Raw genomic sequence first — 25,255 nt, 5'->3', positions numbered from 1 at the left:
CCATGACCAACCTCACCAAAACCACGGACACCACCCACTCCCACGACAGCGACGCACCCCTCATCCCGCTGCCCCCCACCGCCGCGCGCGCCGCCGCACTCGCCGGATCCGCGATCGCCCTCGCCGGCACCTTCCTCGCCTGGACCTGGAGCGAGGAATTCCCCGGCAACCTCACCGTCACCGGCTACCCCGGCGGCCTCCAGACCCTCACCCTCACCGTCGCACTCCTCACCCTCCTGTTCACCCTCTCCGGGTACGGGATCAAAGGACTGCGCTGGCTCACCCCCGGCGGCACCAACAGCCCCGTACGTCTCCTGGCGCTCGCCACCCTCGGCACCACCGGCTTCACCATGGGCGCCATCTCCGTCGTCCTCGGCGGCCTCGTCAACCTCGAACCCGGCGCATGGATCTCCGGCACCGGCGCACTCCTCGCCACCATCGGCGCCTTCGCCCTCCCCCACGACCCACACGGCGAACAACCCCCCACCGGCCTCTGGGAACGCCTCCGCCACACCCTCAAGGCACCCGCGCCCCGCACCCCCCACAAGCTCCCCGGCTGGGCCGAGATCCTCGTCATCACCGGCGTCTTCGCCGCAGGCCTCGCCCTCTTCGCCTACGGCATCGACATCGAATACCCCGAACTCTTCATCGGGTTCCTCATCGCCGTCGGCTTCGCCTTCGCCGCCCTCAGCAAAGCCGGCCTGCTGCGACGCCTGAGCCAACTCGCCGGCACCCACCGCAAGGTCGCCATGATCGCCGCCCTGGTCGCCGCGATCTGCTTCCCCTTCACCCAGACCAACGACCAGTACGCCCTCATCGGCGCCCAGGTCCTCATCTTCGCCACCGTCGCCCTCGGCCTCAACGTCGTCGTCGGCCTCGCCGGACTCCTCGACCTCGGCTACGTCGCCTTCCTCGGCGTCGGCGCGTACACCGCAGCCCTCGTCTCCGGCACCGCCAGCTCCGCCTTCGACGTCAAGTTCCCCTTCTGGGCAGCCGCCCTGGCCGGAGCCGCAGCCTCACTCATCTTCGGCGTCATCATCGGCGCACCGACCCTGCGACTGCGCGGCGACTACCTCGCCATCGTCACCCTCGGCTTCGGCGAGATCTTCCGCATCACCGTCCTCAACCTCAACGGCGTCACCGGACCCGACATCACCAACGGCTCCAACGGCGTCACCAACGTCCCCGACCTCAACATCCTCGGGTTCGACCTAGGCATCCAGCACGACTTCCTCGGCTTCAGCCTCACCAGGTCCTCCAACTACTTCCTGCTGATGCTGCTCTTCACCGTCATCGTCGTACTCGTCTTCCGCCGCTCCGCCGAATCCCGCATCGGCCGCGCCTGGGTCGCCATCCGCGAGGACGAAACCGCCGCCACCGCCATGGGCATCAACGCCTTCCGGCTCAAGCTCCTCGCCTTCGCACTCGGCGCCGCCCTCGCAGGCTTCGCCGGATCCGTACAGGCACACCTCGGGTACAGCGTCACCCCCGAGCAGTACCAGTTCGCCGGATCCGTGGCACCCAACTCGGCGTTCCTCCTCGCCGCCGTCATCCTCGGCGGCATGGGCACCATCGCCGGACCCCTCATCGGCGCCGCACTCCTCTACCTCATCCCGGCCAAGCTCGCCTTCATGCAGGACTACCAGCTCGTCCTCTTCGGACTCGCCCTCATCCTGCTCATGCGCTTCCGCCCCGAAGGCCTCATCGCCGACCGCCGCAAAAAGCTCGAATTCCACGAACACGAACAACAGCCGACACCGGACGCCCCACCACCCGGCACCACCACCGGCGTCGCGAAGGCGGGGGCGTGAACACCATGACGACCACCACAGCCACCACCACCGCCGTCCTCGACGCCAGCGGCGTCACCATGCGCTTCGGCGGCCTCACCGCCGTACGCAACGTCGACCTCACCGTCAACGCGGGCGAGATCGTCGGCCTCATCGGCCCCAACGGCGCCGGCAAGACCACCTTCTTCAACTGCCTCACCGGGCTCTACATCCCCACCGAAGGCAAGGTCAGCTACAAAGGCACCGTCCTGCCGCCCAAACCCCACCTCGTCACCCAGGCAGGAATCGCCCGCACCTTCCAGAACATCCGCCTCTTCTCCAACATGACCGTCCTGGAGAACGTCCTCGTCGGCCGCCACACCCGCACCAAGGAAGGCCTCTTCTCCGCCCTCCTCCGCGGCCCCGGCTTCAAGAAGGCCGAACAGGCGTCCACCGCACGCGCCATGGAACTCCTGGAGTTCACCGGCCTCGCCCACAAGGCCAAGCACCTCGCCCGCAACCTCCCCTACGGCGAACAACGCAAGCTCGAAATCGCCCGCGCACTCGCCAGCGACCCCGGACTCCTCCTCCTCGACGAGCCCACCGCCGGCATGAACCCGCAAGAAACCCGCGCCGCCGAAGAACTCGTCTTCGCCATCCGCGACATGGGCATCGCCGTCCTCGTCATCGAGCACGACATGCGGTTCATCTTCAACCTCTCCGACCGCGTCGCCTGCCTCGTCCAGGGCGAAAAACTCGTCGAAGGCACCCCCCAGGTCGTCCAGGCCGACGAACGCGTCGTCGCCGCCTACCTCGGCACCCCCTTCGAAGGCGCCCCCGGCGCCGAAGAAGCCGCCGAAGTCCAAGCAGCCGAGGACCACGCCGCAGAGGACCACGCCGCCCAGGACCAGGCCGCCCACGACGACACCGACGCACCCAGCACCACCCGCACGAACCGCACCGAAGGAGACACCCCATGACCGCCCTCCTGGAGGTCGAGGACCTCCGCGTCTCCTACGGCAAGATCGAAGCCGTCAAGGGCATCTCCTTCAGCGTCGAAGAAGGCCAGGTCGTCACCCTCATCGGCACCAACGGCGCAGGAAAAACCACCACCCTGCGCACCCTCTCCGGCCTCCTCAAGCCCACCGCCGGAAAGATCACCTTCGACGGCAAGCCGCTCTCCGGCATCCCCGCACACAAGATCGTCGCCCTCGGACTCGCCCACTCCCCCGAGGGACGCCACATCTTCCCCCGGCTGTCGATCACCGAGAACCTCCAGCTCGGAGCGTTCCTGCGCAGCGACAAAGAAGGCATCCAGAAGGACATCCAGCGCGCCTACGACCTCTTCCCCATCCTGGGCGAACGCCGAAAGCAAGCCGCAGGCACCCTCTCCGGCGGCGAACAGCAGATGCTCGCCATGGGCCGCGCCCTCATGTCCCAGCCCAAACTGCTCATGCTCGACGAACCCTCCATGGGCCTCTCCCCGATCATGATGCAGAAGATCATGGAGACCATCACCGAACTCCGCTCCACCGGCATGACGATCCTGCTCGTCGAACAGAACGCCCAGGCGGCGCTCTCCCTCGCCGACCAGGGCCACGTCATGGAGATCGGCAAGGTCGTCCTCTCCGGCACCGGACAGGACCTCCTCCACGACGAGTCCGTCCGCAAGGCGTACCTCGGCGAGGACTGACCCTCCCCCACGCAGGCCAAGGGGCCCGGCCCGCGCACACCACGCGGACCGGGCCCCCTCTGCGTACGCCCCGGACCTACTGCTCCTTGGCCGCCGCCTTCTTCTCCTCGGCGTCCTCGATGACCGCCTCCGCCACCTGCTGCATCGACAGCCGACGGTCCATCGACGTCTTCTGGATCCACCGGAACGCGGCCGGCTCGGACAGCCCGTACTGCGTCTGCAGGATCGACTTCGCCCGGTCCACCAGCTTCCGCGTCTCCAGCCGCTGCGTGAGGTCGGCGACCTCGCTCTCCAGCGTCTTCAGCTCGGCGAACCGCGAGACGGCCATCTCGATGGCCGGGACGACATCGCTCTTGCTGAACGGCTTCACCAGGTACGCCATGGCCCCGGCGTCCCGCGCCCGCTCCACCAGGTCGCGCTGCGAGAACGCGGTCAGCATCAGTACGGGAGCGATGGACTCGGCCGCGATCTGCTCGGCGGCCGAGATCCCGTCCAGGACCGGCATCTTCACGTCGAGGATGACCAGGTCCGGCTTGTGCTCCCGGGCCAGCTCCACGGCCTTCTGCCCGTCCCCGGCCTCGCCCACGACCGAGTAGCCCTCTTCCTCCAGCATCTCCTTGAGGTCGAGCCGGATGAGGGCTTCGTCCTCGGCGATGACGACACGGGTCGTCAGCGGCGGAACGTGCGACTTGTCGTCGTCGGCGACGGACGGCTGGGGCGACTCGGGGGTGGTCACGGGGCTCCTCGGTACGGGGCATATACAGCTGCCAAGAGCGTACCTAGCTGCGGTATGGTGGTCATGCAGCGGGTCGGGGGAAACCTTCGATTCGTTAGGCCCCGGTAGCCCAACTGGCAGCAGGCAATGGATTCAAAACCCATACAGTGTCGGTTCGAATCCGACTCGGGGCACTTTTCCTTGGATTCCAAGGTCGCATGGTTTTGGCGACACTCCACACAAACGTGTGAGCGTGTCGCCTTTTTCATGCGCGGCGACGGGATCACTCGCAAGATCGCTCCCGTGTACGACATGGCAACGCGCAAGCGAGCACTTTCTCTCGTCGCCCAAGGGCGCAGCTTGAACTCCGCGAGCGAGGAAACCGGCATATCCCGGTCTGCCATCCGCTCCTGGCAGGCCCGCATCGAACCGCTCCCTCGCATCGCTGGTGCCCCGATGCGGGACACTCCGGCCGATCCAGCCGCGTATGCATATCTGCTCGGTCTATACCTGGGCGACGGCTGTCTCAGCGAGCACCCGCACGGTGGCCACCATCTCCGCGTAGCCTGCGCCGACGCGTGGCCCGGCCTCATCAACGAGTGCCGGACAGCCATCACCAAGGTGCACCCTCAGAGCAAGGTGTACTCCCTGCAGCAACAGGGGTACGTCAGCGTGACCAGCTACAACCGGAGCTGGCGAGTTCTCTTCCCGCAGCACGCGCCAGGCAAGAAGCACCTTCGACAAATTGCCCTGCAACCCTGGCAGCAGTCCATCGTGGGCGAGTTCCCCTGGGGGTTCATCCGAGGGCTCGTCCACTCCGACGGTTGCCGAATCACCAATTGGACCACGCGGCTCATTGGCGGTGCGCGCAAGCGCTACGAATACCCGAGGTACTTCTTCACCAACAAGTCGGACGACATCCGGCGCATGTTCACCGATGCACTGGATGCCGTGGGCGTGGCATGGAAGCACCCCAACGCATGGAACATCTCCGTGGCCCGACGCGCGTCCGTAGCGCTCATGGACGCCCACGTCGGGCCGAAGTACTAGAACCGACCGCCTACTTGGGGCTGTCGTCCTCACCGATGTGGTGGATGCGGACCAGGTTCGTGGAGCCCGCGATTCCCGGCGGGGAGCCGGCCGTGATCACGACCACGTCACCCTTCTGGCAACGGCCGATCCGGAGCAGTTCCTCGTCGACCTGGGCGACCATCTCGTCCGTGGAGCCGACCTTCGGGCCGAGGAAGGTTTCCACGCCCCAGGTGAGGTTCAGCTGGGAGCGGGTGGCCGGTTCGGGGGTGAAGGCGAGGAGCGGGATCGGGGAGCGGTAGCGGGAGAGGCGCTTGACCGTGTCGCCGGACTGGGTGAAGGCGACGAGGAACTTCGCGCCGAGGAAGTCGCCCATTTCGGCGGCGGCGCGGGCGACGGCGCCGCCCTGCGTGCGGGGTTTGTTGCGGTCGGTGAGGGGCGGGAGGCCCTTGGCGAGGATGTCCTCCTCCGCCGCCTCGACGATGCGGGACATCGTGCGGACCGTCTCGATGGGGTACTTGCCGACGCTTGTCTCGCCGGAGAGCATCACGGCGTCGGTGCCGTCGATGACGGCGTTGGCGACGTCGCTGGCTTCGGCGCGGGTGGGGCGGGAGTTGTCGATCATCGAGTCGAGCATCTGGGTGGCGACGATGACGGGTTTGGCGTTGCGCTTGGCGAGTTTGATGGCGCGCTTCTGAACGATGGGGACTTGTTCGAGGGGCATTTCGACGCCGAGGTCGCCGCGGGCGACCATGATGCCGTCGAAGGCGGCGACGATGTCGTCGATGTTGTCGACGGCCTGGGGTTTTTCGATCTTGGCGATGACGGGGAGGCGGCGGCCTTCCTCCTTCATGATGCGGTGGACGTCTTCGATGTCGCGGCCGCTGCGGACGAAGGAGAGGGCGATGATGTCGGCGCCGGTGCGCAGGGCCCAGCGGAGGTCGTCGATGTCCTTTTCGGAGAGGGCGGGGACGGAGACGGCGACGCCGGGGAGGTTGAGTCCCTTGTGGTCGGAGACCATGCCGCCTTCGATGACGGTGGTGTGGACGCGGGGGCCTTCGACGGAGGTGACTTCGAGGGTGACTTTGCCGTCGTCGACGAGGATGCGTTCGCCGGTGGTGACGTCGGTGTGGAGGCCGGTGTAGGTGGTGCCGCAGGTGTGGCGGTCCCCTTCGAGGGGTTCGACGGTGATGGTGAAGGCGTCGCCGCGTTCAAGGAGTACGGGGCCTTCGCGGAATCGGCCGAGGCGGATCTTCGGGCCTTGTAGGTCGGCGAGGATGCCGACGCTGCGTCCGGTCTCTTCGGAGGCGTTCCGTACGTGGTGGTACCGCGCCTCGTGTTCGGCGTAGGTGCCGTGGCTGAGGTTGAAACGGGCGATGTCCATTCCGGCTTCGACCAGGGCCTTGATCTGGTCGTATGTGTCGGTGGCTGGGCCCAGGGTGCAGACAATTTTTGCTCGGCGCATGGGTTGAGCCTAGGGCTTACCGATGGGTAGGTATTTGGTTGCGCATGACTACTCAACAACCTTTGGGTGAAAGGTTATTGACAAGTGTTGAATTGTGCGCGGGGGCGCTCTGATGAGCAATTTGGAGGGCCCCGTTTAGAGTTGGGGCGGGGCCATGGTGAAGCGTGCGTTGACGTGGGCGTGGACGGTTTGGCGCTGGGGTTCGAGGTCGAGGGTGGGGGTTTCGTCGGGCATGGCCATGTCGGCTCCGCCGAAGGCGGCCATGCGCAGGGAGGGGGCCGCGGCGAAGGGTTCGGCGTGTTCGGTGCCTTCGTCGGCGAGTTCGAGGAGGGCGACGAGGTGGGTGTCGAGGGCTTCGGCGTAGGCGCGGGCGCGGACGACGGCTTCGCGGACTGCTTGGGTGCGGGCTTGTGCGTAGACGGGTGAGGTGGGGCGCAGGGCCCACCAGGGGCCGTCGACACGGGTGAGTTCGAGGTCGGAGAGTCGGGTGGTGAGTTCGCCGAGTGCGGTGAAGTCGGCGAGTTCGGCGGTGAGATGGACGCGGCCGTGGTAGGCGCGGATGTGTTCGGCGCGGCCTTTGCGGGTGAGTTCGGGGTTGATGGAGAAGGAGCCGGTTTCGAGTTTTTCGACGGCGTCGCCGTAGGTCTTGACGAGTTCGAGGGCGGCGGCGTTGCGGCGGGTGAGGTCTTCGAGAGCGGTGCGGCGGTCGGTGCCGCGGGCGCTGACGGTGATGCCGATGCGAGCGATTTCGGGGTCGACTTCGAGGCGGGCTTCGCCGCGGACGGCGACGCGGGGGGCTTCGGGGGTGCCGTAGGGGGTGTGGGTGTTGTTCACGGTGGCTCCTCTGGTTGCGGTACGGACCACTGTGGCATCCGAGTGTGACATCGGGGAGTCACCGGATCGAAACCTGTAGGGGGTGTCGTGGTGGGCGGCTCTGCGCCAGAATCTACGCGCGTTGTGCATGGGCAACGCGTGGACTAAGGGGTTCAAATGCCGCTGAATCGACGGAAGTTCTTGGGCCGGGCCGCCGCTACGGGTGCCGGTGTGGCGATCGTGGGCGGGGCTGCGGGGTCTGCTGAGGCCGCTGGGCATGGTGGTGGGCGCGGTCCGGGGCGTCCGCCGAGGCGGTACGCGTTCACGGTGATGGGGACGACGGATCTGCACGGGAATGTTTTCAACTGGGACTACTTCACCGACAGGGAGTTCGACGACAAGGATCACAACGACGTCGGTCTGGCGAAGATCTCCACGCTGGTGAACGCGGTGCGGAAGGAGAAGGGGCGCCGTAACACGCTCCTCATCGACGCGGGCGACACGATTCAGGGCACCCAGCTTTCGTACTACTACGCCAAGGTCGACCCGATCACCGCGAGGCGTGGTCCGGTGCATCCGATGGCGCAGGCGATGAACAAGATCGGTTATGACGCCGCCGCGCTCGGCAACCACGAGTTCAATTACGGAATTCCGGTGCTGCGGAAGTTCGAGGAGCAGTGCGATTTCCCGTTGTTGGGGGCGAATGCGCTGGATGCGAAGACGCTGCGGCCGGCGTTCGCTCCGTACAGCATGCACCGGCTGCGCACCCCGTGCGGGCGGGATGTGCGGGTGGCGGTGCTGGGGCTGACGAATCCCGGTATCGCGCTCTGGGACAAGCTGAATGTGCAGGGGAAGATGGTGTTCCCGGGGCTGGAGGAGCAGGCGGCGAAGTGGGTGCCGAAGCTGCGGTCGATGGGTGCGGACGTCGTGCTGGTGTCGGCGCACTCGGGCTCCAGCGGGACTTCCTCGTACGGTGACCAGCTTCCGTACGTGGAGAACGCGGCGGGTCTGGTGGCGGAGCAGGTGCCGGGCATCGACGCGATTTTGGTGGGACACGCGCACACCGAGATACCGGAGTACTTCGTCGAGAACAAGCAGACCGGGAAGAAGGTCCTGCTGTCGGAGCCGTTGAAGTGGGGGCAGCGGTTGACGCTGTTCGACTTCGAGCTGGTGTGGGCGCAGGGCCGCTGGACGGTGGAGAAGGCGTCGTCGCGGGTGCTGAACTCGAACACGGTGGCGGAGGACCCGCGGATCACCCGGATGCTGGGTGACGAGCACAAGAAGGTCGTGGCGTACGTCAATCAGGTCATCGGTACCTCGACGACGGCGATGACGACGGCGGAGGCGGCGTGGCAGGACGAGCCGCTGATCGACCTGATCAACCTGGTGCAGACGGAGACGGTGAAGGCGGCGCTGGCCGGCGGGGAGTACGCGGCGCTGCCGGTGCTGTCGCAGGCGTCCTGCTTCTCGCGTACGGCGAAGGTGCCGGCGGGACGGATCACGATCAGGGACGCGGCGGGCCTGTACCCGTTCGAGAACACCCTGGAGGCGCGGCTGCTCACGGGTGCGCAGCTCAAGGAGTACCTGGAGTACTCGGCGAAGTACTACGTGCGGACGCCCGCGGGTGCGCCGGTGGACCCGGCGAAGCTGACGAATGCGGAGGGCACTCCCGACTACAACTACGACGTGGTGTCGGGGCTGACGTACGAGGTGGACGTCGCGAAGCAGAAGGGTGCGCGGATCGTGAACCTGGCTTTCGAAGGGAAGCCGGTGGATCCGAAGGCGCAGTTCGTGTTCGCAGTGAACAACTACCGGGCGTCGGGCGGTGGGGCGTTCCCGCACATCGCGGGGGCCAGGCAGCTGTGGGCGAATTCGGAGGAGATCCGGAACACGATCATCACGTGGGTGCGGGCGAAGGGGACGGTGGATCCGAAGGAGTTCGCGTCGGTGGGCTGGAAGCTGACCAGGGAGGGTGAGCCGGTGTTCTAGCGGGTCGGTGGTCGGTGTGGTTCGGGGAGCGGTGTTCGTGCTGTTTCCCGGGCCGGGGAGTACGTGTCAGGTCTTCTCGGGGAGGTGGGGGGCGGCCAGGGCCCGCACACGGTGGTCGCGTGCTGGAGCCGGTTGGCTGCCACCGGGCAGCTGTCAGGACGTGGTCTGCCGACGTGGGAGCGGTCCACGCACAGCTCCCCCCACGTGCAGCGACGGCATCCGGCCGTATCGGGCGTACCCCCCTTTCGCGGCCGAGCACCGTCACGCGTTCTGGAAGGCGCTCGCCGCTTCGACGTGAGTCAGACCTTCAGTTGTACGAGGTCTTCGCGCGGGCCGGGGAGGAGGGGACGGGCGGGGTTGCCGAGGCCGAAGGTGGTGAAGGCGGTGCGGGCGGGAAGGGGGTAGGCGTCCGTGCCGGTGAGGGAGTTGAGGATGACGGCGCTGCGCCAGGCGGCGAGTCCGAGGTCGGGGGCGCCGACGCCGTGGGTGTGGCGTTCGGCGTTCTGGACGTACACCGAGCCCTGGACGACGGGATCCAGGAGGAGACGGTGGTGCTCGTCGATGCGGGGGCGCTGGGAGGAGTCGCGTTTCATGTACGGGTCGAGGGCGGCGAGCAGTCGGTCGACGGGGCGTTCGCGGTAACCGGTGGCGAGGACGACGGCGTCGGTGGTGAGGCGGGAGCGGGTGCCCTGCTGGGCGTGTTCGAGGTGGAGTTCGACCTTGGTGATGGCGACGCGGCCTGCGGTGCGGACGTGGACGCCGGGGGTGATGGTGACGTCGGGCCAGCCGCCGTCGAGGGTGCGGCGGTACAGCTCGTCGTGGATGGCGGCGATGGTCTCGGCGTCGATGCCCTTGTGCAGCTGCCACTGGCGGGGCAGGAGTTCGTCGCGTACGCCTTCGGGGAGGGCGTGGAAGTAGCGGGTGTAGTCGGGGGTGAAGTGTTCCAGGCCGAGTTTGGAGTACTCCATGGGGGCGATGGCTTCGGTGCGGGCCAGCCAAGTGATCTTCTCGCGGCCGGCGGGGCGGGCACGGAGCAGGTCGAGGAAGACCTCGGCGCCGGACTGGCCGCTGCCGATGACGGTGACGTGCTCTGCTCCGAGCAGCTGGGCGCGGTGCTGGAGGTAGTCCGCGGAGTGGAGGACGGGGACGGCGGGGGCTTCGGCGAGGGGTTTGAGGGGTTCGGGGACGTAGGGGGCGGTGCCGATGCCCAGGACGAGGTTGCGGGTGTAGGTGCGGCCGAGGGCTTCGGCTTCCCCCTCGGGGTCGAGCTGGGTGAAGTCCACTTCGAAGGCGACGCGTTCGGGGTTCCAGCGGACGGCGTCGACCTGGTGGCCGAAGTGGAGTCCGGTGAGGTTCTCGCTGACCCAGCGGCAGTAGGCGTCGTACTCGGCGCGCTGGATGTGGAAGCGCTCGGCGAAGTAGAAGGGGAAGAGGCGTTCGCTGTCGCGGAGGTGGTTGAGGAAGGTCCAGGGGCTGGACGGGTCGGCGAGCGTGACGAGGTCGGCGAGGAAGGGGACTTGGAGGGTGGCCCCTTCGATGAGGAGGCCGGGGTGCCAGTGGAAGGCGGGTCGCTGTTCGTAGAAGGCCGTGGTCAGGCCGCCGTGGATGCCGTCGGCGAGGGCGGCGAGGGAGAGGTTCATGGGGCCGATGCCGATGCCGACGAGGTCGTGGGGGCGGGCGGGAGCGGCGGCCTGGGGGTCGGAGGGTGGCGGGGCGGCGGTCATCGGGGGGTGGCCTTCCGGGTGGGTGGAGGGGGTGGTGGGTGAGCGGGGGTGTCCGGGGGGCGAGGGGGGATGCGGGTGGGTGGCGGGGATGCGGGTGGGTGAGCGGGATGGTGAGTGGGGCGGCTGGGGGTAGTGGCTGCCGGGGCCCGTCAGGCTGTGGCGTCGGGTCGGCGGCGGTGGCGGGGTCGCCGCTCCGGCGGGAAGGGTGGGGGTTGCCCGTCGGGGGCGGGGGGCCGGTTGACGGGCGTGGGCGTGGGGGTGGGCGTGGGCGTGGGGGTGGCCCGTCGGCAGAAGAGGCGCCTGTGCCGGGGGCGGCGTGCTCATGGGGGTCCTTCGGGGTGTGCGGGGGCGACACCTCAGGGTGTACGGGGGATGAGAGCGGTGTCCGGAGTGGACAACGATCGCGACCCGAAAGGGGTATCGGCTCGTGGGGAGGGGGCGCGGGTGGGGTGGGGGCTGGTATGGGGCGGTTGCGGTGTTCTTGGGGCGGGTGTTCGTAGGACGGGTGCGTGGGAGGGGTGGCCGAGGGGCAGGGCGTGCGGGGGCGCTGTGGCGGCGGGGTGGGCCGTATGGCGGGGGCGGGGGCGTAGATCGGGCGGGGCGTACGGGGAGGCCGGGCGTACGGCGAGGGCGCGGCGTACGGCGGGAGCGGGGCGTACGTACGGGGGGCGGGGCGTACGGCGAGGGCGGGGCGTCCGCAGGGGGCCGCCCCCTTGCCCGCCCGTTCCGCCCCCGGGGGCGGCCCCGCCGCCCAAGGGGGGTGACGTCCGGCGGCCCCGCCGCCCAAGGGGGCTGACGTTCGGCGGCCCCGCCGCCCAAGGGGGGTGACGTCCGGCGGCTCCGCTCCGCGAGTGGTGGATGGCGGGGAGGTGTGGACGGTGGGGCATGGCCGGATGTGACAGGAGATTGTCATTGCGGACGGACGGGGCAGCGGCGACGATGGAGGCATGTCTGCTCCCCACCGCGTCGTCGTCGTCGTTTTTCCCGACGTCGACCTCCTCGATGTGACCGGCCCCGCCGAGGTGTTCTCGCTGGCGAATCGCGAGGTCGGCGGGGCGCCCCGGTACGAGGTGCGGCTCGCCGGGCCCGGGGGCGGGGTGGTCAGGACGTCGGCGGGGGTACGGCTCGTGACCGATCTCGCGCTGGAGGACGTCGGGGCCGCGGTCGACACGCTACTGGTTCCGGGCGCCGTGGAGGCGGGGCCGGAGGGCCCCGTGGCCGTGGTGGATCCCGGGATCGTGGCGTGGGTGCGTGAGACCGCGCCCTGTGCCGGGCGGATCGCTTCGGTGTGTGTGGGCGCGCATGTGCTCGCCGAGGCCGGGCTGCTGGACGGGTTGACGGCGACCACCCACTGGTCGACGGCGGCCCAGCTGGCGGCCGACTACCCCTCCGTGAACGTCGACGCCGACCCGATCTTCGTACGGTCGTCGGGGCGGGTGTGGACCGGGGCGGGGATCAGTGCCTGCCTGGATCTGGCGTTGGCGCTGGTCGCGGAGGACCTGGGTGAGGAGGTCGCGCTCGCGGTCGCCCGCAACCTGGTGCTGTATCTGAAGCGGCAGGGTGGGCAGAGTCAGTTCAGTGTGCCGTTGTCGCGGCCGGCTTCCTCCCGGCGGGACATCGACGAGTTGCGGCTGTGGATTTCGGAGCGGCTGGCCGAGGACCTGTCGACGGCCGAGCTGGCGTCGCGCATGGGGCTGAGCGAGCGGCACTTCGCCCGGGTGTTCCGGCAGGAGACGGGGGTGAGTCCGGCCGCGTACGTGGAGGCGGCGCGGGTCGAGGTGGCCCGGCGGCTGCTGGAGAGTACGGACGCGTCGCTGGCGGCGGTGGCCGTGGCTTCGGGGCTGGGTTCGGTGGAGACCTTGCACCGGGCGTTCCGCAAGCAGCTGGCGACGACTCCGGCCGCGTACCGGCGCAGGTTCCGTACGACTGCCGGCGCCTCCCGGCCGTGACCCGCGGGCTGTTCCTTTCCCCTCCCCAGAATTTTTCTTCCCTTTTCGAGAAAGCGAAGCGTGACCATGACGAATTCTTCCGTGCCCTCTTCGACGCTGCGTCAGGTCGGTGGGCTGAGTGACGCGCTTCCCCGGCTGGGCGACGCCGCCGCGCTGATCCTGATCGACTTCCAGGACACCTACCGCTCCGGCGTGATGGCCCTGGAGGGGGTGGAGGAGGCGCTCGCGGCGGGTGCCCGGCTGTTGGCGAGGGCGCGGGCGGCGGGGGTTCCGGTGGTGCACGTGCAGCACGACGGCGGTCCGGGCTCCCCGTACGACATCCGGGCGGACATCGGCCGGATCAGTGCCGAGGTGGCTCCGGTCGAGGGTGAGGAGGTCGTGGTCAAGAACTTCCCGAACTCCTTCCACCGGACGGAGCTGGAGAAGGTGCTGGCCGCCCTGGGGGTACCCGGTGACGGCACGTTGGTGCTGGCGGGGCTGATGACGCACATGTGCGTCAACTACACGGCGCAGGGCGCCTTCAACCTCGGTTACCAGCCGGTGGTCGTCGCCGAGGCGACGGCGACGCGGGCGCTGCGCGCTCCGGACGGGACGGTCGTTCCGGCCGAGGTGCTCAAGTCGGCGGCGCTGACCGGGATATCGGACATTTTCGCCGTGGTGGCGCCGAAGGTGGACGACCTGCTGGGTTGAGGGGGCGTATGACTACGGGAACGGCCGGACGGGGAGTGCTCCCGTCCGGCCGTTCCGGCACCTGTCCCCGTTCCTGTCCCGTACTCGTGGACCCGACCGTACGGGTCAGACGGCGTTCGTCGATCTGACGGCCAACGCCCTGCGCAGGTCGTCGAGTTGGTCGACGAGCTTGCGGCGCAGGGCGGGGGTGAGGTCGGGGTCGTCCAGGTGCTTCTCCCCCAGGGCGAGGGCTTCCTTGGTCACCTCGTACGCGGGGAAGGCGTACCGTCCGGCGGCTTCGGCGATGGCGGGGCCGCGGCGGGAGGCGAGTGCGGTGGCCGCGGGGTAGTAGGCGGCGGCGTACGGCTGGAGGAGGTCGGCCTGTTCGGGCTGCCAGAAGCCCTGGGCGGTGGCGGCGAACAGGTAGTTGGAGAGGTCGTCGTGGGAGAAGAGGGCTTCCCAGGCGGCCGTTTTGGCTTCGCGGGTGGGGAGGGCTGCCCGGCAGCGGGCGGCGCCTTCCTCGCCGGTGGCGCTGGGGTCGCGGGCGAGTTCGGCGTCGATGGCGGTCTCGTCGGTGGCGCCGAGTACGGCGAGCCGGTGGAGGATGCGCCAGCGGAGTTCGGGGTCGAGGAGGGGGCCGCCGGGGACGCCTTCGGAGTCGTACCAGTCGCGGATGCTGTCGGGCTGGGTGGCGGCGTCGATGAAGTGGCGTACGGCGGTGAGGCGCAGCCCGGGGTCGTTGCCGTCCTCGGTGCGGCGGATCAGGTCGCGGCAGAGGCCGGTGAGGGCGGCGAGGGCGGCGGGGCGCTGCTCGGGGGCGAGGTAGCGGTCGGCGATGGCGTCGGCGGCGAAGGCGAGCACGCCCTGGACGATGGCGAGGTCGGTTTCGTGCGGGAGGTGGGCGCGGGCGGCGTCGAGGTAGGCGGTGGGCGGGAGTTGCCCGTCGCGGACCATGTCGCGGGCGGCGTTCCAGAGGACGGCGCGGGTGAGCGGGTCGGGCGTGTGGGAGAGGGAGCGCAGGGCGGTGCGCCAGGACGTGGGGTCGAGGCGCACCTTGGCGTAGGTCTGGTCGCCGTCGTTGAGGACGAGGAGTGCGGGCCGCCGGCCGCGGCGGGCCGGTGGTGCGTCCGGGGTCGTGCCGTTCGCGGCGTCGTCGGCGGTGGGGGCCGTCGCGGGTACGTCCAGTTCGAAGCGTTCGCGCAGGACGAGGGCGTCCGGGTCGAGGAGGTCGTGGTCGTATGCGCCGACGGTGATGCGGTGGGGGCGGCTGCCGGTGCGGGCGATGTCGAGGGCCCAGCCGCCGTCGGTGTCGGTGACGGTGGGGGTGAGGGTGTCGACGCCGGTGGTGCGCAGCCAGGACCGGGCCCAGGCGTGGACGTCGCGGTCGGTGGCGGAGGCCAGGTTGTCGATGAAGTCGGCGAGGGTGGCGTTGGCGAACTTGTGCCGGGCGAAGTGGGTGTTGATCCCGGCGAGGAAGTCCTTCTCGCCCATCCAGGCCACGAGTTGGCGCAGGGCGGAGGCGCCCTTGGCGTAGGAGATGCCGTCGAAGTTGAGGAGCGCGGAGGCGGTGTCGGGGACGGCCTCGGCGTCGGGGGCGACGGGGTGGGTGGAGGGGCGCTGGTCGGCGTCGTACCCCCAGCCCTTGCGGGAGACGGCGAAGCTCGTCCACGTGTCGTGGAAGCGGGTGGCTTCGGCGAGGGTCTGGTAGCCCATGTACTCGGCGAAGGACTCGTTGAGCCAGATGTCGTCCCACCACTGGAGGGTGACGAGGTCGCCGAACCACATGTGGGCCATCTCGTGCGCGATGGTCACGCCGCGGGTCTGGCGCTGGGTGTCGGTGACGGCGGACCGGAAGATGTACTCGTCGCGGAAGGTGACGAGGCCGGGGTTCTCCATGGCGCCCGCGTTGAACTCCGGGACGAAGGCCTGGTCGTAGGAGTCGAAGGGGTACGGCTCGTCGAACTTCTCGTGGAAGCGGTCGTAGCAGGCGCGGGTGATGCCGAGGATTTCGTCGGCGTCGGCGTCGAGGTGGGGGGCGAGGGAGCGGCGGCAGTGGATGCCGAAGGGCAGGCCGGCGTGCTCGGTGCGTACCGAGTGCCAGGGGCCGGCGGCGACGGCGACGAGGTAGGTGGAGATGAGGGGGGTGGGGGCGAAGGTCCAGCGCCGCTTCCCCGGCCCGATGCCCTCCGCGGTGTCCCTCTGCCCGGTGCCCTCCGCGGTGTCCCTCTGCCCGGTGCCCTCCGCGGTCCCCTTCTGCCCGGTGCCCTCCGCGTTCCCTTTCTGCCCGGTGCCCTCGTGGTCGCTGCTCCCTCGCCCGGTGTTCTCCTGGCGGGTGTTCTCGTGGCGGGTGTTCTCCTGGCGGGTGGCGACGCTGTTGCCGAGGACGGTCCAACCGGCGGGTGCGGTGACGGACACGTCGAAGACGGCCTTGAGGTCCGGCTGGTCGAAGGCGGCGAAGACGCGTTGCACGTCGTCGAGGAACAGCTGCGTGTAGACGTAGGTCTCGCCGTCGGCGGGATCGGTGAAGCGGTGCATGCCTTCGCCGGTGCGGGAGTAGTGCATGGCGGCGTCGACGCGGAGTTCGTGGGTGCCGGGAGCGAGGCCGGTGAGCGGGAGGCGGTTGCCGGAGAGGCCGGCGGGGTCCAGGGGGTGCCCGTCGAGGGTGACGGAGCGCAGGACGGCGGGCTTGAGCTCGGCGAAGGTGTCGACGGAGGTGTCGGCTTCCGGGACGGCGTCGGCCTCTGCGGTGGGGTGCACCGTGAAGTGGATGACGGTACGGGAGTCGAAGGTGGCGTCGCCGGTGGTCAGGTCGAGGTCGACCGTGTACCGCTGGACATCGATGTGCCGGGCTCGGGTCTGCGCTTCGTCGCGCGTCAGTACGGACATGGGGACATGCTGCACGATGCGCGCCGGGGAAGGGTGCGGGGGGCGAAAGCATGGGCGCGGCTGTACGGAGGCTTTACGGGGATTCGGGCGAGGGGTGCGAGGGGTGGGTGGGGTTATCCGGGGGGCGTGGAAGGCATAGGGCTGAGGTGGGCGTACGGGAGGCGTCTGCCAGGGAGTACGGCGACTGGGGCGCGGGCGGTCGGAGGCGGGCGCGGGGATTGACGGGGGCGTACGGGAAGTCCCTGTCTGCGGGTACGGCGACTGGAGTGCGGGCGCGCGGGGGCTGACGGGGGCGTACGGAGGGGAGAGTGGGCGTACGGAGGCCGACGCGGGCGCGCGGGGTGTGCCTGCCTGCGGGGACGGCCACCGGGGTGCGGGCGCGCGGAGGCGGGCACGAGGGCTGACGCGGGCGCGCGGAGGTGGGCGCGAGCGTGCGGGGGCGGGCGGTCTGGCGTTGGCGTGCGGAGGCGGGCGCGTGGGTGAGAACTGGGGCGGGGGCCGTGCGGAAGGGAACGTCGGACGGGGGGGGCGAACACGCCGGGGGACGTGTGGGGAGGGGGTGGGCGCATGGGGGTGGGCGCATGGGGGTGAGCGCTCTGGGAGCCGCCCCCTTGCCCGCCCGTACCGCCTCCCCAAGTACGGCCCCGCCGCCGCTCAAGGACGGGGTGGCCCCACCGCCCCGAGGGCTACGAGGAGGGGCCTCGCAGCCCAAGGGACCGGCGTAGGACAGCGGTGTGCACGGTGGAGCAGAACGCAAGCGGGCGTGAGCGGACCCGGCGTGCGTGAGGAGACCCGGATGCGCGCGAGCGGACCCAGGGGGCGTCCGCACGGGCGGGCTGTGTCGCTGCTTCGCGCCCGCCGCTCCCCCGGTCACTGCTCCGACGGCTGGTCCGCGATCCTCTCGTGGTGGCGGATCACTTCCGCGATGATGAAATTGAGAAGTTTCTCCGCGAACGCCGGGTCGAGTTTGGCGCTTTCCGCGAGGCCGCGCAGGCGCTCGATCTGGCGGCCCTCGCGGGCCGGGTCGGCGGGCGGCAGGTGGTGTTCGGCCTTGAGGTGGCCGACCTGCATGGTGCACTTGAAGCGCTCCGCGAGCATGTGGACGACGGCTGCGTCGATGTTGTCGATGCTGTCGCGGAGGCGGTCGAGTTCGGCCCGTACGGACGGATCGACGTGCCCGGATGTTCCGGCGGGGGCGGGAGGCCCGGAGGCTGCGGGAGTGCCGGTGGGGTCCGTGGGGCCGGTGGCGCTGGTGGTCATGGTCTGTGAGCTTACGGCGCTCCCGGGCGGACGGTCGGGGGTGGTCGGGATGCGGAATCCGAGAGCTTCGACCGCCGCCGGGGACGGCCCGCCCCCGCTGTGCGCGGAAGCGGTCGGTTGCGGTGCCGTGGCGGCAGGTCGCGGTGCGGCGGGGCGGGCACTCAATTGAGGGGCTCGGCACCGGATTGCCTTGTCCCCCGCGGGTCGGGCGCCGAATTGCACTCGTTCCGAGGGCTCGGCGAAGGGCGGGACAGGCGCCAGGCACGGTTATGGGGCCGGGGGCGGGGGGCGGAACGGACAGGCGCTCCCGGCAGGCGGCTACTCCCCCGACGCATGCGACAGGCACCAGGCATGGCACGGGCGGGAGGGGTGGGGCGGACAGACCCCGCCCCGGGCGGGACGGCGGGCCACCGGGCGGGGCGGAGGGCCACCGAGCGGGGCGACCGGCCCCGGGGCGCAGGCCCCGGGGCGCAGGCCCCGGAACCGGACCGGCACGACCGACGGAGGCCGCGCCCTGGTGGCGTGGCCCAGGCCGCTACCGCGACGTGACGCCCGCGCCGCCACCCTCGCGACGTGGACGCGCGGCCCGACTCCACCTCGTGCGCGACGCCCACCCGCGTGATGTGACGCCCACGCGGCGCGCCCTCGTGACGCAGACGTGCCGCCCAGCACCACCTCGTGAGCCCACCCGGCACGCACTCGCGAGGCGGAAGCACCGCCCCGCACCACCTCGTCAGGCCACGCCCACCCGGCACGCACTCGTGACGCGGACGCACCGCTCAGCACCACCTCGTGACGCCGCCCGGCGCGGTCTCCTCGTGCCGCGAACGCACCGCCCAGCACCAGCACCACCTCGTGACGCCCACCCGGCACGCCCTCGTGACGCAGACGTGCCGCCCGGCACCACCTCGTGACGCCACGCCCGGCGCGGCCTCCTCATGACGCGGACGCAGCGCCCAGCACCACGTCATCGCGTGACGCCCACCCGGCGCGCCCCCGTGGCGTGGACGCGCCGCCCGCCGCGCTCGTATGAGGCGTCCGCCCGGCACGGCCTCTCCTCGCGCTGCGTGCCCGGCACGCTCCCTCAGAGGGCTACAGCCCCGCCGCCGCCCTCGCGATGTCCGCCGCGAAGGTCGAGACCTCCGTGTACACGCCCGGGTAGTTGGGCCGCGCGCATCCGTTGCCCCAGCTCACCACCCCGACCTGGATCCACGCGCCGGCGTTGTCCTTGCGGAACATGGGGCCGCCCGAGTCGCCCTGGCAGGTGTCCACGCCTCCTCGCGGCAGTCCGGCGCAGATCTCCTCGCCGGGGATGAGGTCGGAGTAGGACGCCTTGCAGCTCGCGTCGGAGACGAACGGCACCTGGGCCTTGAGCAGGTAGCGCTGCTGGGCGCCGCCCTCGGTCGCCGCGCCCCATCCGGCGACGGTGAACGTTCCCGAGTTGTACGCCGTCGTGGTGGCGATCTTCAGGGTGGGGAGGTTGATCGGCTTGGCGAGTTTGATGAGCGCCCAGTCCTTGCCGTTGCCGTTGTAGCCGGGCGCCCGCAGGACCTTGGTGGACTTGACCTTGATAGCGCTGGTGCTCCTGAGGTCCACGACGCCGGCGGTGGCGGTGATGCTGGTGTTGTTGCCGGAGCCGTTCACGCAGTGGGCGGCGGTGAGCACGATGTCCTGGGCGTAGAGCGAACCGCCGCAGCCCATCGAGAGCCGGACCATGAACGGGAACTCGCCCTGGGCGGCGCGCGTTCCTCCTACGACGGGCTGGGTGCCGTGCGGGGCGGGGGTGCCGGCGGAGGCTCCGGCGGGCTGGAGGCTGACTGCGGCGAGGGCGACGGCGCCTATGACGGCGCATCTCTTGAGGGCACGGAGTACGTTCTTCAACGGAGTGCCTTTCGTGGGGGGTCGAGAGGAAGGCATCAACGCGACGATGGCATGCGCCCGTCAACGCGCTGATGGATTATGTGGAGTTGATCGTCGGGCCGACAAGAATCCCTTTTCGGCCACTGCCGGGCAGGGTTCACGAGGGGTACGAGCATGGGCATCGGCAGCGAGGTCGAGCACGGTTTTCCGCACCTGGCCACGGTGCGCGCGGCGCTGACGGCGCTCTACCGGAGGATCGGCGAGGACGGCGTCCGTTCGTACGCGCCGAGCGTCTTCCCGGTGGACGTGGCGTTCTCGGAGCAGGACGACCCGCACCTGGGCGCGCAGTACGTGGCACGGGCACTGGTGGCCCACCTGCGGCTGCCGGACGCCCGGGTGATCGTCAACTACCGGGAGATGGAGCACGCCGCCGGGGTGGAACTCACGGCGGGGCCGGAGTACTTCATCGAGCTGAACGAACGCTTCCGTCACCCCGCGCACCGCAAGGACATCGGCGCCGCACTCGCCCACGAGATCACCCACGTGCTCCTGCACCGTCTGGACCTGAGCTTCCCCGGCACGCCCGACAACGAGATCCTGACCGACACGGTGACCACCTACCTCGGGGCGGGCTGGCTGCTGCTGGACGCCTACCGGCAGGACGGGGCGTCCAGCCAGAAGCTCGGCTACCTCACCCCCGAGGAGTTCGGGTACGTGCTGGCCAAACGGGCGCTGGCGTTCGGTGAGGACCCCTCGCCCTGGTTCACCAGCGCGGAGGCGTACACGGCGTACACGAAGGGCATGGCGCAGGCCCGCCGCGACGAGCAGCAGCCCCCGCTCGCGGCGGCGGGCCGACTGGCCAGGCACCGGTACGCGAAGGACCGCCGGCAGGCCCTGGAGCACGGTGGCACGGGGGTGCCGGGCCCGCTCGCCCCGTACGCCTTCGAGGGCGGACCCGAGGCGCTGCGCGTCTCGTTCCCCTGCCCGGCCTGCCACCAGCGCATCAGGGTTCCGGTGCGCGGCGCGCTGCGGGCGCGTTGCGCGCTGTGCCGTACGGTCCACGACTGCGACAGCTGACCCGTCCGCACCCCGTGCAGCGGCCCCACCTCGCCCACGACTCCCGTCCGCCCCGGCCGCGCAGTAGCTGACCTGCGGCAATGTCAGCGGTGCGACGTACGCTCGAAGACATGGACGACAAGCCGACAGCGGGCCTGCGGGACCTGTTCGAGGCTGTGCACGGTGACGAGGACGACGCTGTTGTACGGCTGCTTCGGGCAGGCGCCCCGGCCGAGGCCACCGACGAGGACGGAACGACGGCGCTCTACGCGGCGGCGGTGAACGACCGGGCGGGAGCGGTCCGGCTGCTGCTCGCGGCCGGGGCGGACCCGGACCGGCCGAGCGGATCCGGAGACGATCCGCGGGGCGGCGACCTGCCGCTGTGCGCGGCGGCGGTCGGCGGTCACACCGAGGTGGTCCGGGCCCTGCTCGCCGCGGGCGCGCGGCCGGACCTGCGGGAGGCGTACGGGTTCACCGCGCTGATATGGGCGGCGGGGCGCGGTCATGCCGAAACGGCACGGGCGTTGTTGGAGCACGGCGCGGATCCGGACCTGCCGGGCCCGTCCGGTGAGCCGCCGCTGGTGCTGGCGGCGCGGCGCGGTTCGCCCGCGACAGTACGGGTGCTGCTGCGCCACCGGGCGGCGGCGCGGCAGGCCGCGCTGGAGGAGGCACGACAGTGGCTGGAACGCGACGTGGAGCACATGCTGCGCCAGGGGCTGGCACACACGTACGGGGCCCTGGACGGGGACGGGTTCGCCGCGCGGCGGGTCGCCGAGGAGGGCGGTGGCACCGTGGTGGTGGAACTGCTGCGGGACGGACGTCCGGTGGCCGCGGCCGAGCAGCAGACCGGGCACGCGGCCGTGGTCACGCGTCTGGAGTGCGTACTCGGCATCGAGACCCCGGCCGGGGAGCTCGCCGAACGGGCGGTGCGGTCGCGCTCGCCGGTGAGCAACGACTGGCGGGAGGCGGTGGCGGTGCTGTGGCAACGGGCCGACGAGGCGACGCTGCGCGCGGCGGAGCAGTGGTGTGCGGAAAGCTCCACGGCTCTGCACCAAACCTTCGCAGCGGATGTGCTGGCGAGGGCGGCGCCGGGGGTTCGGGCGGTGCCGTTGTTGCGGGAGCTGGCGTCCCGGCCCGGCCCCACGCATCTGACGCGTGCGGCGGTACGGGCGCTGGGCCGTCACGCCGACCCTTCGGCGCTGCCGGACGTGCTGCGGCACGCCACGCACCAGGACGGCGAGGTGCGCAGGCGGGTGGCTGAGGCTCTGGGGCGCCTGGGGCCTCGCGCCGGGGACGGCACGGGGGCACCGGCGCGCGCCGCCGCGGCGCTGCTCGACCTCGCCCGGGACGACGACCTCGCGGTGCGCCGGGAAGCCGTGATCGCGCTGGCACGAACGGACGACGTCTCGACGCAGGTCTGCGACGTACTGGCGGAACAGGTGGGGGCGGAGGGCGAGAGGTGGACGGCAGCCGGGAGGGAGGAGGCGGCCCGCCCGGCGGATACGCCCGCCACCGTCCCCGCGGAAGCGGAAGCGGAACGGGAAGCGGAAGGGGAAGCCGCCGTGCCAGCGGGCGACGTCGAGGCGGAAGCCGCACGCGAGGCGGACGGAAAGACGGCCGGACCCGGCCGCGGGGACGGCCCCATGGCGGTGGTTTCCGGGTGCGGTGGGGTGGCGGCCGGTCCGCGCCGTGGCCCGCGTTCCCGTGTCGCCACGCCGCTTTCCCTCACCGACCCCGCCTATGCCGAAGCCGCGCGCGGGCTCGCCGTGCGGCAGGATCCGCGGGCGGTGGGGGCGTTGCTGCGGGTGCTCGCGGACGGGGCTCCGGAGGGGCCGGGGCGGGCCGTCGCCGTCGAGGCGGTCGGCTTCGTACGGGACGCGGCGCTCAGGCGTCGACTGGAGTGGACGTCACCGCGCCTGCGATGAATCCCGCCGGACGCAGGGGACTTCGCCGCGCCTGCGGTCTCACTCGCCGGAGGCACACAGGACCTCGCCACGCCTGCGGTAACCCCCGCCGGGCACATGGAACCTTGCCACTCCTGCGGTGACCCCCGCCGGACGCACGGAACCTTGCCACGCCTGCGGTGACGCCGCCCGCCGGATACCCAGGACCTCGCCACGTCTGCGGTAACCCCTGCCGGACACATGGAGCCCTGCCTCGCCCGCGGTGACACGCGGCGGACGCACACAGGAGCTCGCTACGCCTGCGGTAGCCCCCGCCGGACACATGGAACCTTGCCACTCCTGCGGCGACGCCCGCCGGAGCCGAGGCCGTCTTCGAGGCGCCGTTGTCGACGCGGGACAAAGCCGTGCGCGGCGAGGCCGTGCGCGGGAAAGGCCGTGCAGGACGAGACCGTGCGCGAAAGGCCCTCCCGGGAGAACCGCCCGGGAGCCCCCCGACGCAGGGGCCGCCCTGGGCAGGACCCCGGCGCAGGACCGCCACGGGCACGAGCGCCCGAGGCAGGACCGCCCGAGCAGGGATGCAAGGCGCGGCACCACCCCGCGCACCGGAGCCGACCCCGGCTCTCCCCCGGCCCCGCCCCGGCCTCCGGGAACAGCCGCCCCCAACAGCCTGCTGGGGGCACCGCACCGAGCCGGCAGGCCAAGCCGACCCGCCCGACCGGCCCACCCCGACCGGACCCGCGCCTCCGCCAGGCCCCCGCCCACCGCGCCCCGTACACCGCTTACCGCGCCCCGTAGGCCCCCTGCGGTGGCTCCGCGCGCGCGAGGAGTTCCGTCGCGGCCCTTCCCGCTTCGGCGGGTGTCCACTGTGAACCCTTGTCGATCGTGGGGCCGGGACGCCATCCCTCCATGACGGTGATCCGGCCCGCCGCCGCCTCGAAGACGCGTCCGGTGACTCCGTCGGATGCCGTCGAGCCCAGCCACACCACGAGCGGTGACACGTTCTCGGGCGCCATCGCGTCGAAGGCGCCCGCCGCCGGCGCCGTCATCCGGTCCGCGAAGGTCTCCTGTGTCATCCGGGTCCGCGCCGCCGGTGCCAGTGCGTTGACCTGGACTCCGTACCGGCCCATCTCGGCGGCGGCCACCAGTGTCAGGCCGACGATCCCGGCCTTGGCGGCGCTGTAGTTGCCCTGCCCGACGCTCCCCAGCAGGCCCGCTCCGGAGCTGGTGTTGACGACCCGCGCCCGCGTCCGGCGGCCGGCCCGCGCTCCGGCCCGCCACCACTGCGCCGCGTGCTTCAGCGGCAGGAAGTGGCCCTTGAGGTGGACGCGCACGACCGCGTCCCAGTCGTCCTCGTCCAGGTTGACCAGCATGCGGTCACGCAGGAACCCGGCGTTGTTGACGAGGGTGTCGAGCCTGCCGTACGTGTCGACCGCCGCCGCGATCAGCGTGGCCGCGCCGTGCGTCGTCGCGACGTCGCCCGCGTGCGCGACGGCGTCGCCGCCGGACTTGCGGATGGCCGCGACGACTTCCTCGGCCGGCCCGCTCGACGCTCCCGCACCGTCGGCCGTGACTCCCAGGTCGTTCACGACCACCCGTGCGCCCTCCGCCGCGAAGGCGAGCGCATGGGCGCGGCCCAGACCCCGGCCGGCTCCCGTCACGATCACGACGCGGCCGTCAGCGATACCCATCTCGGCTCTCCTCGGGTTGGTTGACCGTTGCCGCGGCCAGGAAGGCGGGGCGCTCGCCGCCGCCGTGCACCAGCAGTGACGCCCCGCTGATGTACGCGGCTGCGGGCGAGGCGAGGAAGACGGCGGCGCCCCCGATGTCGGACGGTTCGGCGGGCCGGCCGGCCGGGATCGTCCGCGCGACGGCGGCCAGGCCCGCCTCGTCGCCGTAGTGGAGGGGGGAGAGTTCCGTCCGCACGATTCCCGGCATCAGGGTGTTCACCCGTACTTCGGGCGCCCATTCCACCGCCATCGACCGGGCCAGGTTCTCCAGCCCCGCCTTCGCGGCACCGTAGGCGGCGGTTCCCGGCGAGGGGCGGGTGCCGCTCACGCTGCCGATCATCACGACGGATCCGCGGGCGGCGCGCAGGTGCTCGTAGGCCGCGAGCGAGGCGGTCAGCGGGGCGAGGAGGTTGAGTTCCACCACTCTGGCGTGCCGCTGGGCCCCGGCTTCCCCGAGCAGTCGGTACGGGGTTCCGCCCGCGTTGTTGACCAGCACGTCGAGGCGTCCGTACCGGTCCACGACCTCGGCGAAGAAGTCCCGTACCGCGTCCGCCGACCTCAGGTCCACGGGCCTGAAATCGGCCTGGCGGTCCGCTGCTCGGGCCGGTGTGCGCGGGGGTCTCCGGGCGCAGACCACGACCTGTGCGCCCGCCGCCAGGAAGCACCGCGCGATGCCCGCGCCGACCCCGCGCGTGCCGCCGGTGACGACGGCGACCCTCCCCTCCAGTTCCATTCGCTGCTACCTTC

Annotated in this window: 18 protein-coding genes and 1 tRNA gene; 10 read left to right on the top strand and 9 right to left on the bottom strand. The window is 71.0% G+C overall.

The window, feature by feature from the left end; all coding sequences use genetic code 11:
• The first annotated feature begins 2 nt into the window (after nucleotides 1–2).
• The 3 genes from ACQPZG_RS26130 to ACQPZG_RS26120 are packed head-to-tail and all read left to right on the top strand — an operon-like array spanning nucleotide 3 to nucleotide 3,462.
• A complete protein-coding gene (locus ACQPZG_RS26130; RefSeq protein WP_433549550.1) occupies nucleotides 3–1,811 on the top strand; it encodes a branched-chain amino acid ABC transporter permease in 1,809 nt (602 codons plus the stop codon).
• Nucleotides 1,812–1,816: 5 nt separating this feature from the next.
• Nucleotides 1,817–2,749: an ABC transporter ATP-binding protein gene (locus ACQPZG_RS26125; protein ID WP_433548159.1), complete on the top strand. Its 933-nt coding sequence runs from the start codon at nucleotides 1,817–1,819 to the stop codon at nucleotides 2,747–2,749.
• Nucleotides 2,746–3,462 carry an ABC transporter ATP-binding protein gene (locus ACQPZG_RS26120; RefSeq protein WP_433548158.1) on the top strand — a complete coding sequence of 239 codons (717 nt, stop codon included), beginning with the start codon at nucleotides 2,746–2,748 and terminating at the stop codon, nucleotides 3,460–3,462. The genes ACQPZG_RS26125 and ACQPZG_RS26120 overlap by 4 nt, the downstream gene beginning before the upstream one ends.
• A 76-nt stretch (nucleotides 3,463–3,538) precedes the next feature.
• Here ACQPZG_RS26120 and ACQPZG_RS26115 read toward each other — a convergent pair whose 3' ends face one another.
• Nucleotides 3,539–4,198 carry an ANTAR domain-containing response regulator gene (locus ACQPZG_RS26115; protein ID WP_433548157.1) on the bottom strand — a complete coding sequence of 220 codons (660 nt, stop codon included), beginning with the start codon at nucleotides 4,196–4,198 and terminating at the stop codon, nucleotides 3,539–3,541.
• Nucleotides 4,199–4,296: 98 nt separating this feature from the next.
• Here ACQPZG_RS26115 and ACQPZG_RS26110 point away from each other — a divergent pair.
• Together ACQPZG_RS26110 and ACQPZG_RS26105 are read left to right on the top strand one after the other, a co-directional pair.
• Nucleotides 4,297–4,371: transfer RNA gene (locus ACQPZG_RS26110), tRNA-Leu, on the top strand.
• 109 nt (nucleotides 4,372–4,480) lie between these two features.
• Complete coding sequence (locus ACQPZG_RS26105; RefSeq protein WP_433548156.1) at nucleotides 4,481–5,227, top strand: helix-turn-helix domain-containing protein; 747 nt, start codon at nucleotides 4,481–4,483, stop codon at nucleotides 5,225–5,227.
• Between the two features lie 10 nt (nucleotides 5,228–5,237).
• Here the strand turns inward: ACQPZG_RS26105 and pyk are convergent, their stop codons facing one another.
• Together pyk and ACQPZG_RS26095 are read right to left on the bottom strand one after the other, a co-directional pair.
• Nucleotides 5,238–6,671 carry a pyruvate kinase gene (pyk, locus tag ACQPZG_RS26100; RefSeq protein WP_433548155.1) on the bottom strand — a complete coding sequence of 478 codons (1,434 nt, stop codon included), beginning with the start codon at nucleotides 6,669–6,671 and terminating at the stop codon, nucleotides 5,238–5,240.
• Between the two features lie 135 nt (nucleotides 6,672–6,806).
• Nucleotides 6,807–7,556 (bottom strand): SIMPL domain-containing protein, encoded by a 750-nt coding sequence (locus ACQPZG_RS26095; RefSeq protein WP_433548154.1) that lies wholly within the window; start codon nucleotides 7,554–7,556, stop codon nucleotides 6,807–6,809.
• 105 nt (nucleotides 7,557–7,661) lie between these two features.
• Between ACQPZG_RS26095 and ACQPZG_RS26090 the strand changes: the two genes are divergently transcribed.
• Entirely contained in the window at nucleotides 7,662–9,473 is a 1,812-nt protein-coding gene (locus ACQPZG_RS26090; protein ID WP_433548153.1) for a bifunctional metallophosphatase/5'-nucleotidase, read from the top strand.
• A 299-nt stretch (nucleotides 9,474–9,772) separates the two neighbouring features.
• On the opposite strand, the gene ACQPZG_RS26085 is transcribed toward ACQPZG_RS26090, so the two are convergent.
• On the bottom strand, nucleotides 9,773–11,197 hold the full coding sequence (locus tag ACQPZG_RS26085; RefSeq protein ID WP_433548152.1) for a lysine N(6)-hydroxylase/L-ornithine N(5)-oxygenase family protein: 1,425 nt from the start codon (nucleotides 11,195–11,197) through the stop codon (nucleotides 9,773–9,775).
• Nucleotides 11,198–12,144: 947 nt separating this feature from the next.
• Here ACQPZG_RS26085 and ACQPZG_RS26080 point away from each other — a divergent pair.
• Nucleotides 12,145–13,146 (top strand): GlxA family transcriptional regulator, encoded by a 1,002-nt coding sequence (locus ACQPZG_RS26080; RefSeq protein ID WP_433548151.1) that lies wholly within the window; start codon nucleotides 12,145–12,147, stop codon nucleotides 13,144–13,146.
• Nucleotides 13,147–13,212: 66 nt separating this feature from the next.
• The gene (locus ACQPZG_RS26075; protein ID WP_433548150.1) at nucleotides 13,213–13,836 is read left to right on the top strand and encodes an isochorismatase family protein; all 624 of its coding nucleotides are present in this window, start codon (nucleotides 13,213–13,215) and stop codon (nucleotides 13,834–13,836) included.
• 105 nt (nucleotides 13,837–13,941) lie between these two features.
• On the opposite strand, the gene pepN is transcribed toward ACQPZG_RS26075, so the two are convergent.
• The 3 genes from pepN to ACQPZG_RS26060 all read right to left on the bottom strand — a co-directional run bounded on the left by pepN (nucleotide 13,942) and on the right by ACQPZG_RS26060 (nucleotide 19,878).
• Nucleotides 13,942–16,701: an aminopeptidase N gene (gene pepN, locus ACQPZG_RS26070; RefSeq protein ID WP_433548149.1), complete on the bottom strand. Its 2,760-nt coding sequence runs from the start codon at nucleotides 16,699–16,701 to the stop codon at nucleotides 13,942–13,944.
• A gap of 870 nt (nucleotides 16,702–17,571) precedes the next feature.
• Complete coding sequence (locus ACQPZG_RS26065; protein ID WP_433548148.1) at nucleotides 17,572–17,961, bottom strand: chorismate mutase; 390 nt, start codon at nucleotides 17,959–17,961, stop codon at nucleotides 17,572–17,574.
• 1,092 nt (nucleotides 17,962–19,053) lie between these two features.
• Nucleotides 19,054–19,878: a S1 family peptidase gene (locus ACQPZG_RS26060; protein WP_433548147.1), complete on the bottom strand. Its 825-nt coding sequence runs from the start codon at nucleotides 19,876–19,878 to the stop codon at nucleotides 19,054–19,056.
• Between the two features lie 117 nt (nucleotides 19,879–19,995).
• Between ACQPZG_RS26060 and ACQPZG_RS26055 the strand changes: the two genes are divergently transcribed.
• Nucleotides 19,996–20,898: a hypothetical protein gene (locus ACQPZG_RS26055; RefSeq protein WP_433548146.1), complete on the top strand. Its 903-nt coding sequence runs from the start codon at nucleotides 19,996–19,998 to the stop codon at nucleotides 20,896–20,898.
• Between the two features lie 110 nt (nucleotides 20,899–21,008).
• A complete protein-coding gene (locus tag ACQPZG_RS26050; protein WP_433548145.1) occupies nucleotides 21,009–22,802 on the top strand; it encodes an ankyrin repeat domain-containing protein in 1,794 nt (597 codons plus the stop codon).
• Nucleotides 22,803–23,560: 758 nt separating this feature from the next.
• On the opposite strand, the gene ACQPZG_RS26045 is transcribed toward ACQPZG_RS26050, so the two are convergent.
• Nucleotides 23,561–24,469 carry an SDR family oxidoreductase gene (locus ACQPZG_RS26045; protein ID WP_433548144.1) on the bottom strand — a complete coding sequence of 303 codons (909 nt, stop codon included), beginning with the start codon at nucleotides 24,467–24,469 and terminating at the stop codon, nucleotides 23,561–23,563.
• Nucleotides 24,456–25,241, bottom strand: a complete 786-nt coding sequence (locus ACQPZG_RS26040; RefSeq protein WP_433548143.1) for an SDR family oxidoreductase — start codon at nucleotides 25,239–25,241, stop codon at nucleotides 24,456–24,458. Before ACQPZG_RS26040 ends, ACQPZG_RS26045 begins: the two co-directional genes overlap by 14 nt.
• Nucleotides 25,242–25,255 lie beyond the last annotated feature (14 nt).

This window comes from Streptomyces sp. CA-294286 (assembly GCF_050947155.1).
In the GTDB taxonomy this organism is placed as follows: Bacteria; Actinomycetota; Actinomycetes; order Streptomycetales; family Streptomycetaceae; genus Streptomyces.
Note: the sequence above shows the minus strand (reverse complement) of the source record. Positions and strands in the feature narration are given on the sequence as shown.

What these genes read in the sequence shown, in the direction of transcription:
- ACQPZG_RS26095 (WP_433548154.1), bottom strand. Translation starts at nt 7,556, where the DNA reads ATGTCACACTCGGATGCCACAGTGGTCCGTACCGCAACCAGAGGAGCC.
- ACQPZG_RS26125 (WP_433548159.1), top strand. Translation starts at nt 1,817, where the DNA reads ATGACGACCACCACAGCCACCACCACCGCCGTCCTCGACGCCAGCGGC.
- ACQPZG_RS26120 (WP_433548158.1), top strand. Translation starts at nt 2,746, where the DNA reads ATGACCGCCCTCCTGGAGGTCGAGGACCTCCGCGTCTCCTACGGCAAG.
- pyk (WP_433548155.1), bottom strand. Translation starts at nt 6,671, where the DNA reads ATGCGCCGAGCAAAAATTGTCTGCACCCTGGGCCCAGCCACCGACACA.
- ACQPZG_RS26080 (WP_433548151.1), top strand. Translation starts at nt 12,145, where the DNA reads ATGTCTGCTCCCCACCGCGTCGTCGTCGTCGTTTTTCCCGACGTCGAC.
- ACQPZG_RS26050 (WP_433548145.1), top strand. Translation starts at nt 21,009, where the DNA reads ATGGACGACAAGCCGACAGCGGGCCTGCGGGACCTGTTCGAGGCTGTG.
- ACQPZG_RS26065 (WP_433548148.1), bottom strand. Translation starts at nt 17,961, where the DNA reads ATGACCACCAGCGCCACCGGCCCCACGGACCCCACCGGCACTCCCGCA.
- ACQPZG_RS26075 (WP_433548150.1), top strand. Translation starts at nt 13,213, where the DNA reads ATGACGAATTCTTCCGTGCCCTCTTCGACGCTGCGTCAGGTCGGTGGG.
- ACQPZG_RS26045 (WP_433548144.1), bottom strand. Translation starts at nt 24,469, where the DNA reads ATGGGTATCGCTGACGGCCGCGTCGTGATCGTGACGGGAGCCGGCCGG.
- ACQPZG_RS26055 (WP_433548146.1), top strand. Translation starts at nt 19,996, where the DNA reads ATGGGCATCGGCAGCGAGGTCGAGCACGGTTTTCCGCACCTGGCCACG.
- ACQPZG_RS26040 (WP_433548143.1), bottom strand. Translation starts at nt 25,241, where the DNA reads ATGGAACTGGAGGGGAGGGTCGCCGTCGTCACCGGCGGCACGCGCGGG.
- ACQPZG_RS26060 (WP_433548147.1), bottom strand. Translation starts at nt 19,878, where the DNA reads ATGCCTTCCTCTCGACCCCCCACGAAAGGCACTCCGTTGAAGAACGTA.
- ACQPZG_RS26090 (WP_433548153.1), top strand. Translation starts at nt 7,662, where the DNA reads ATGCCGCTGAATCGACGGAAGTTCTTGGGCCGGGCCGCCGCTACGGGT.
- ACQPZG_RS26085 (WP_433548152.1), bottom strand. Translation starts at nt 11,197, where the DNA reads ATGACCGCCGCCCCGCCACCCTCCGACCCCCAGGCCGCCGCTCCCGCC.
- pepN (WP_433548149.1), bottom strand. Translation starts at nt 16,701, where the DNA reads ATGTCCGTACTGACGCGCGACGAAGCGCAGACCCGAGCCCGGCACATC.
- ACQPZG_RS26130 (WP_433549550.1), top strand. Translation starts at nt 3, where the DNA reads ATGACCAACCTCACCAAAACCACGGACACCACCCACTCCCACGACAGC.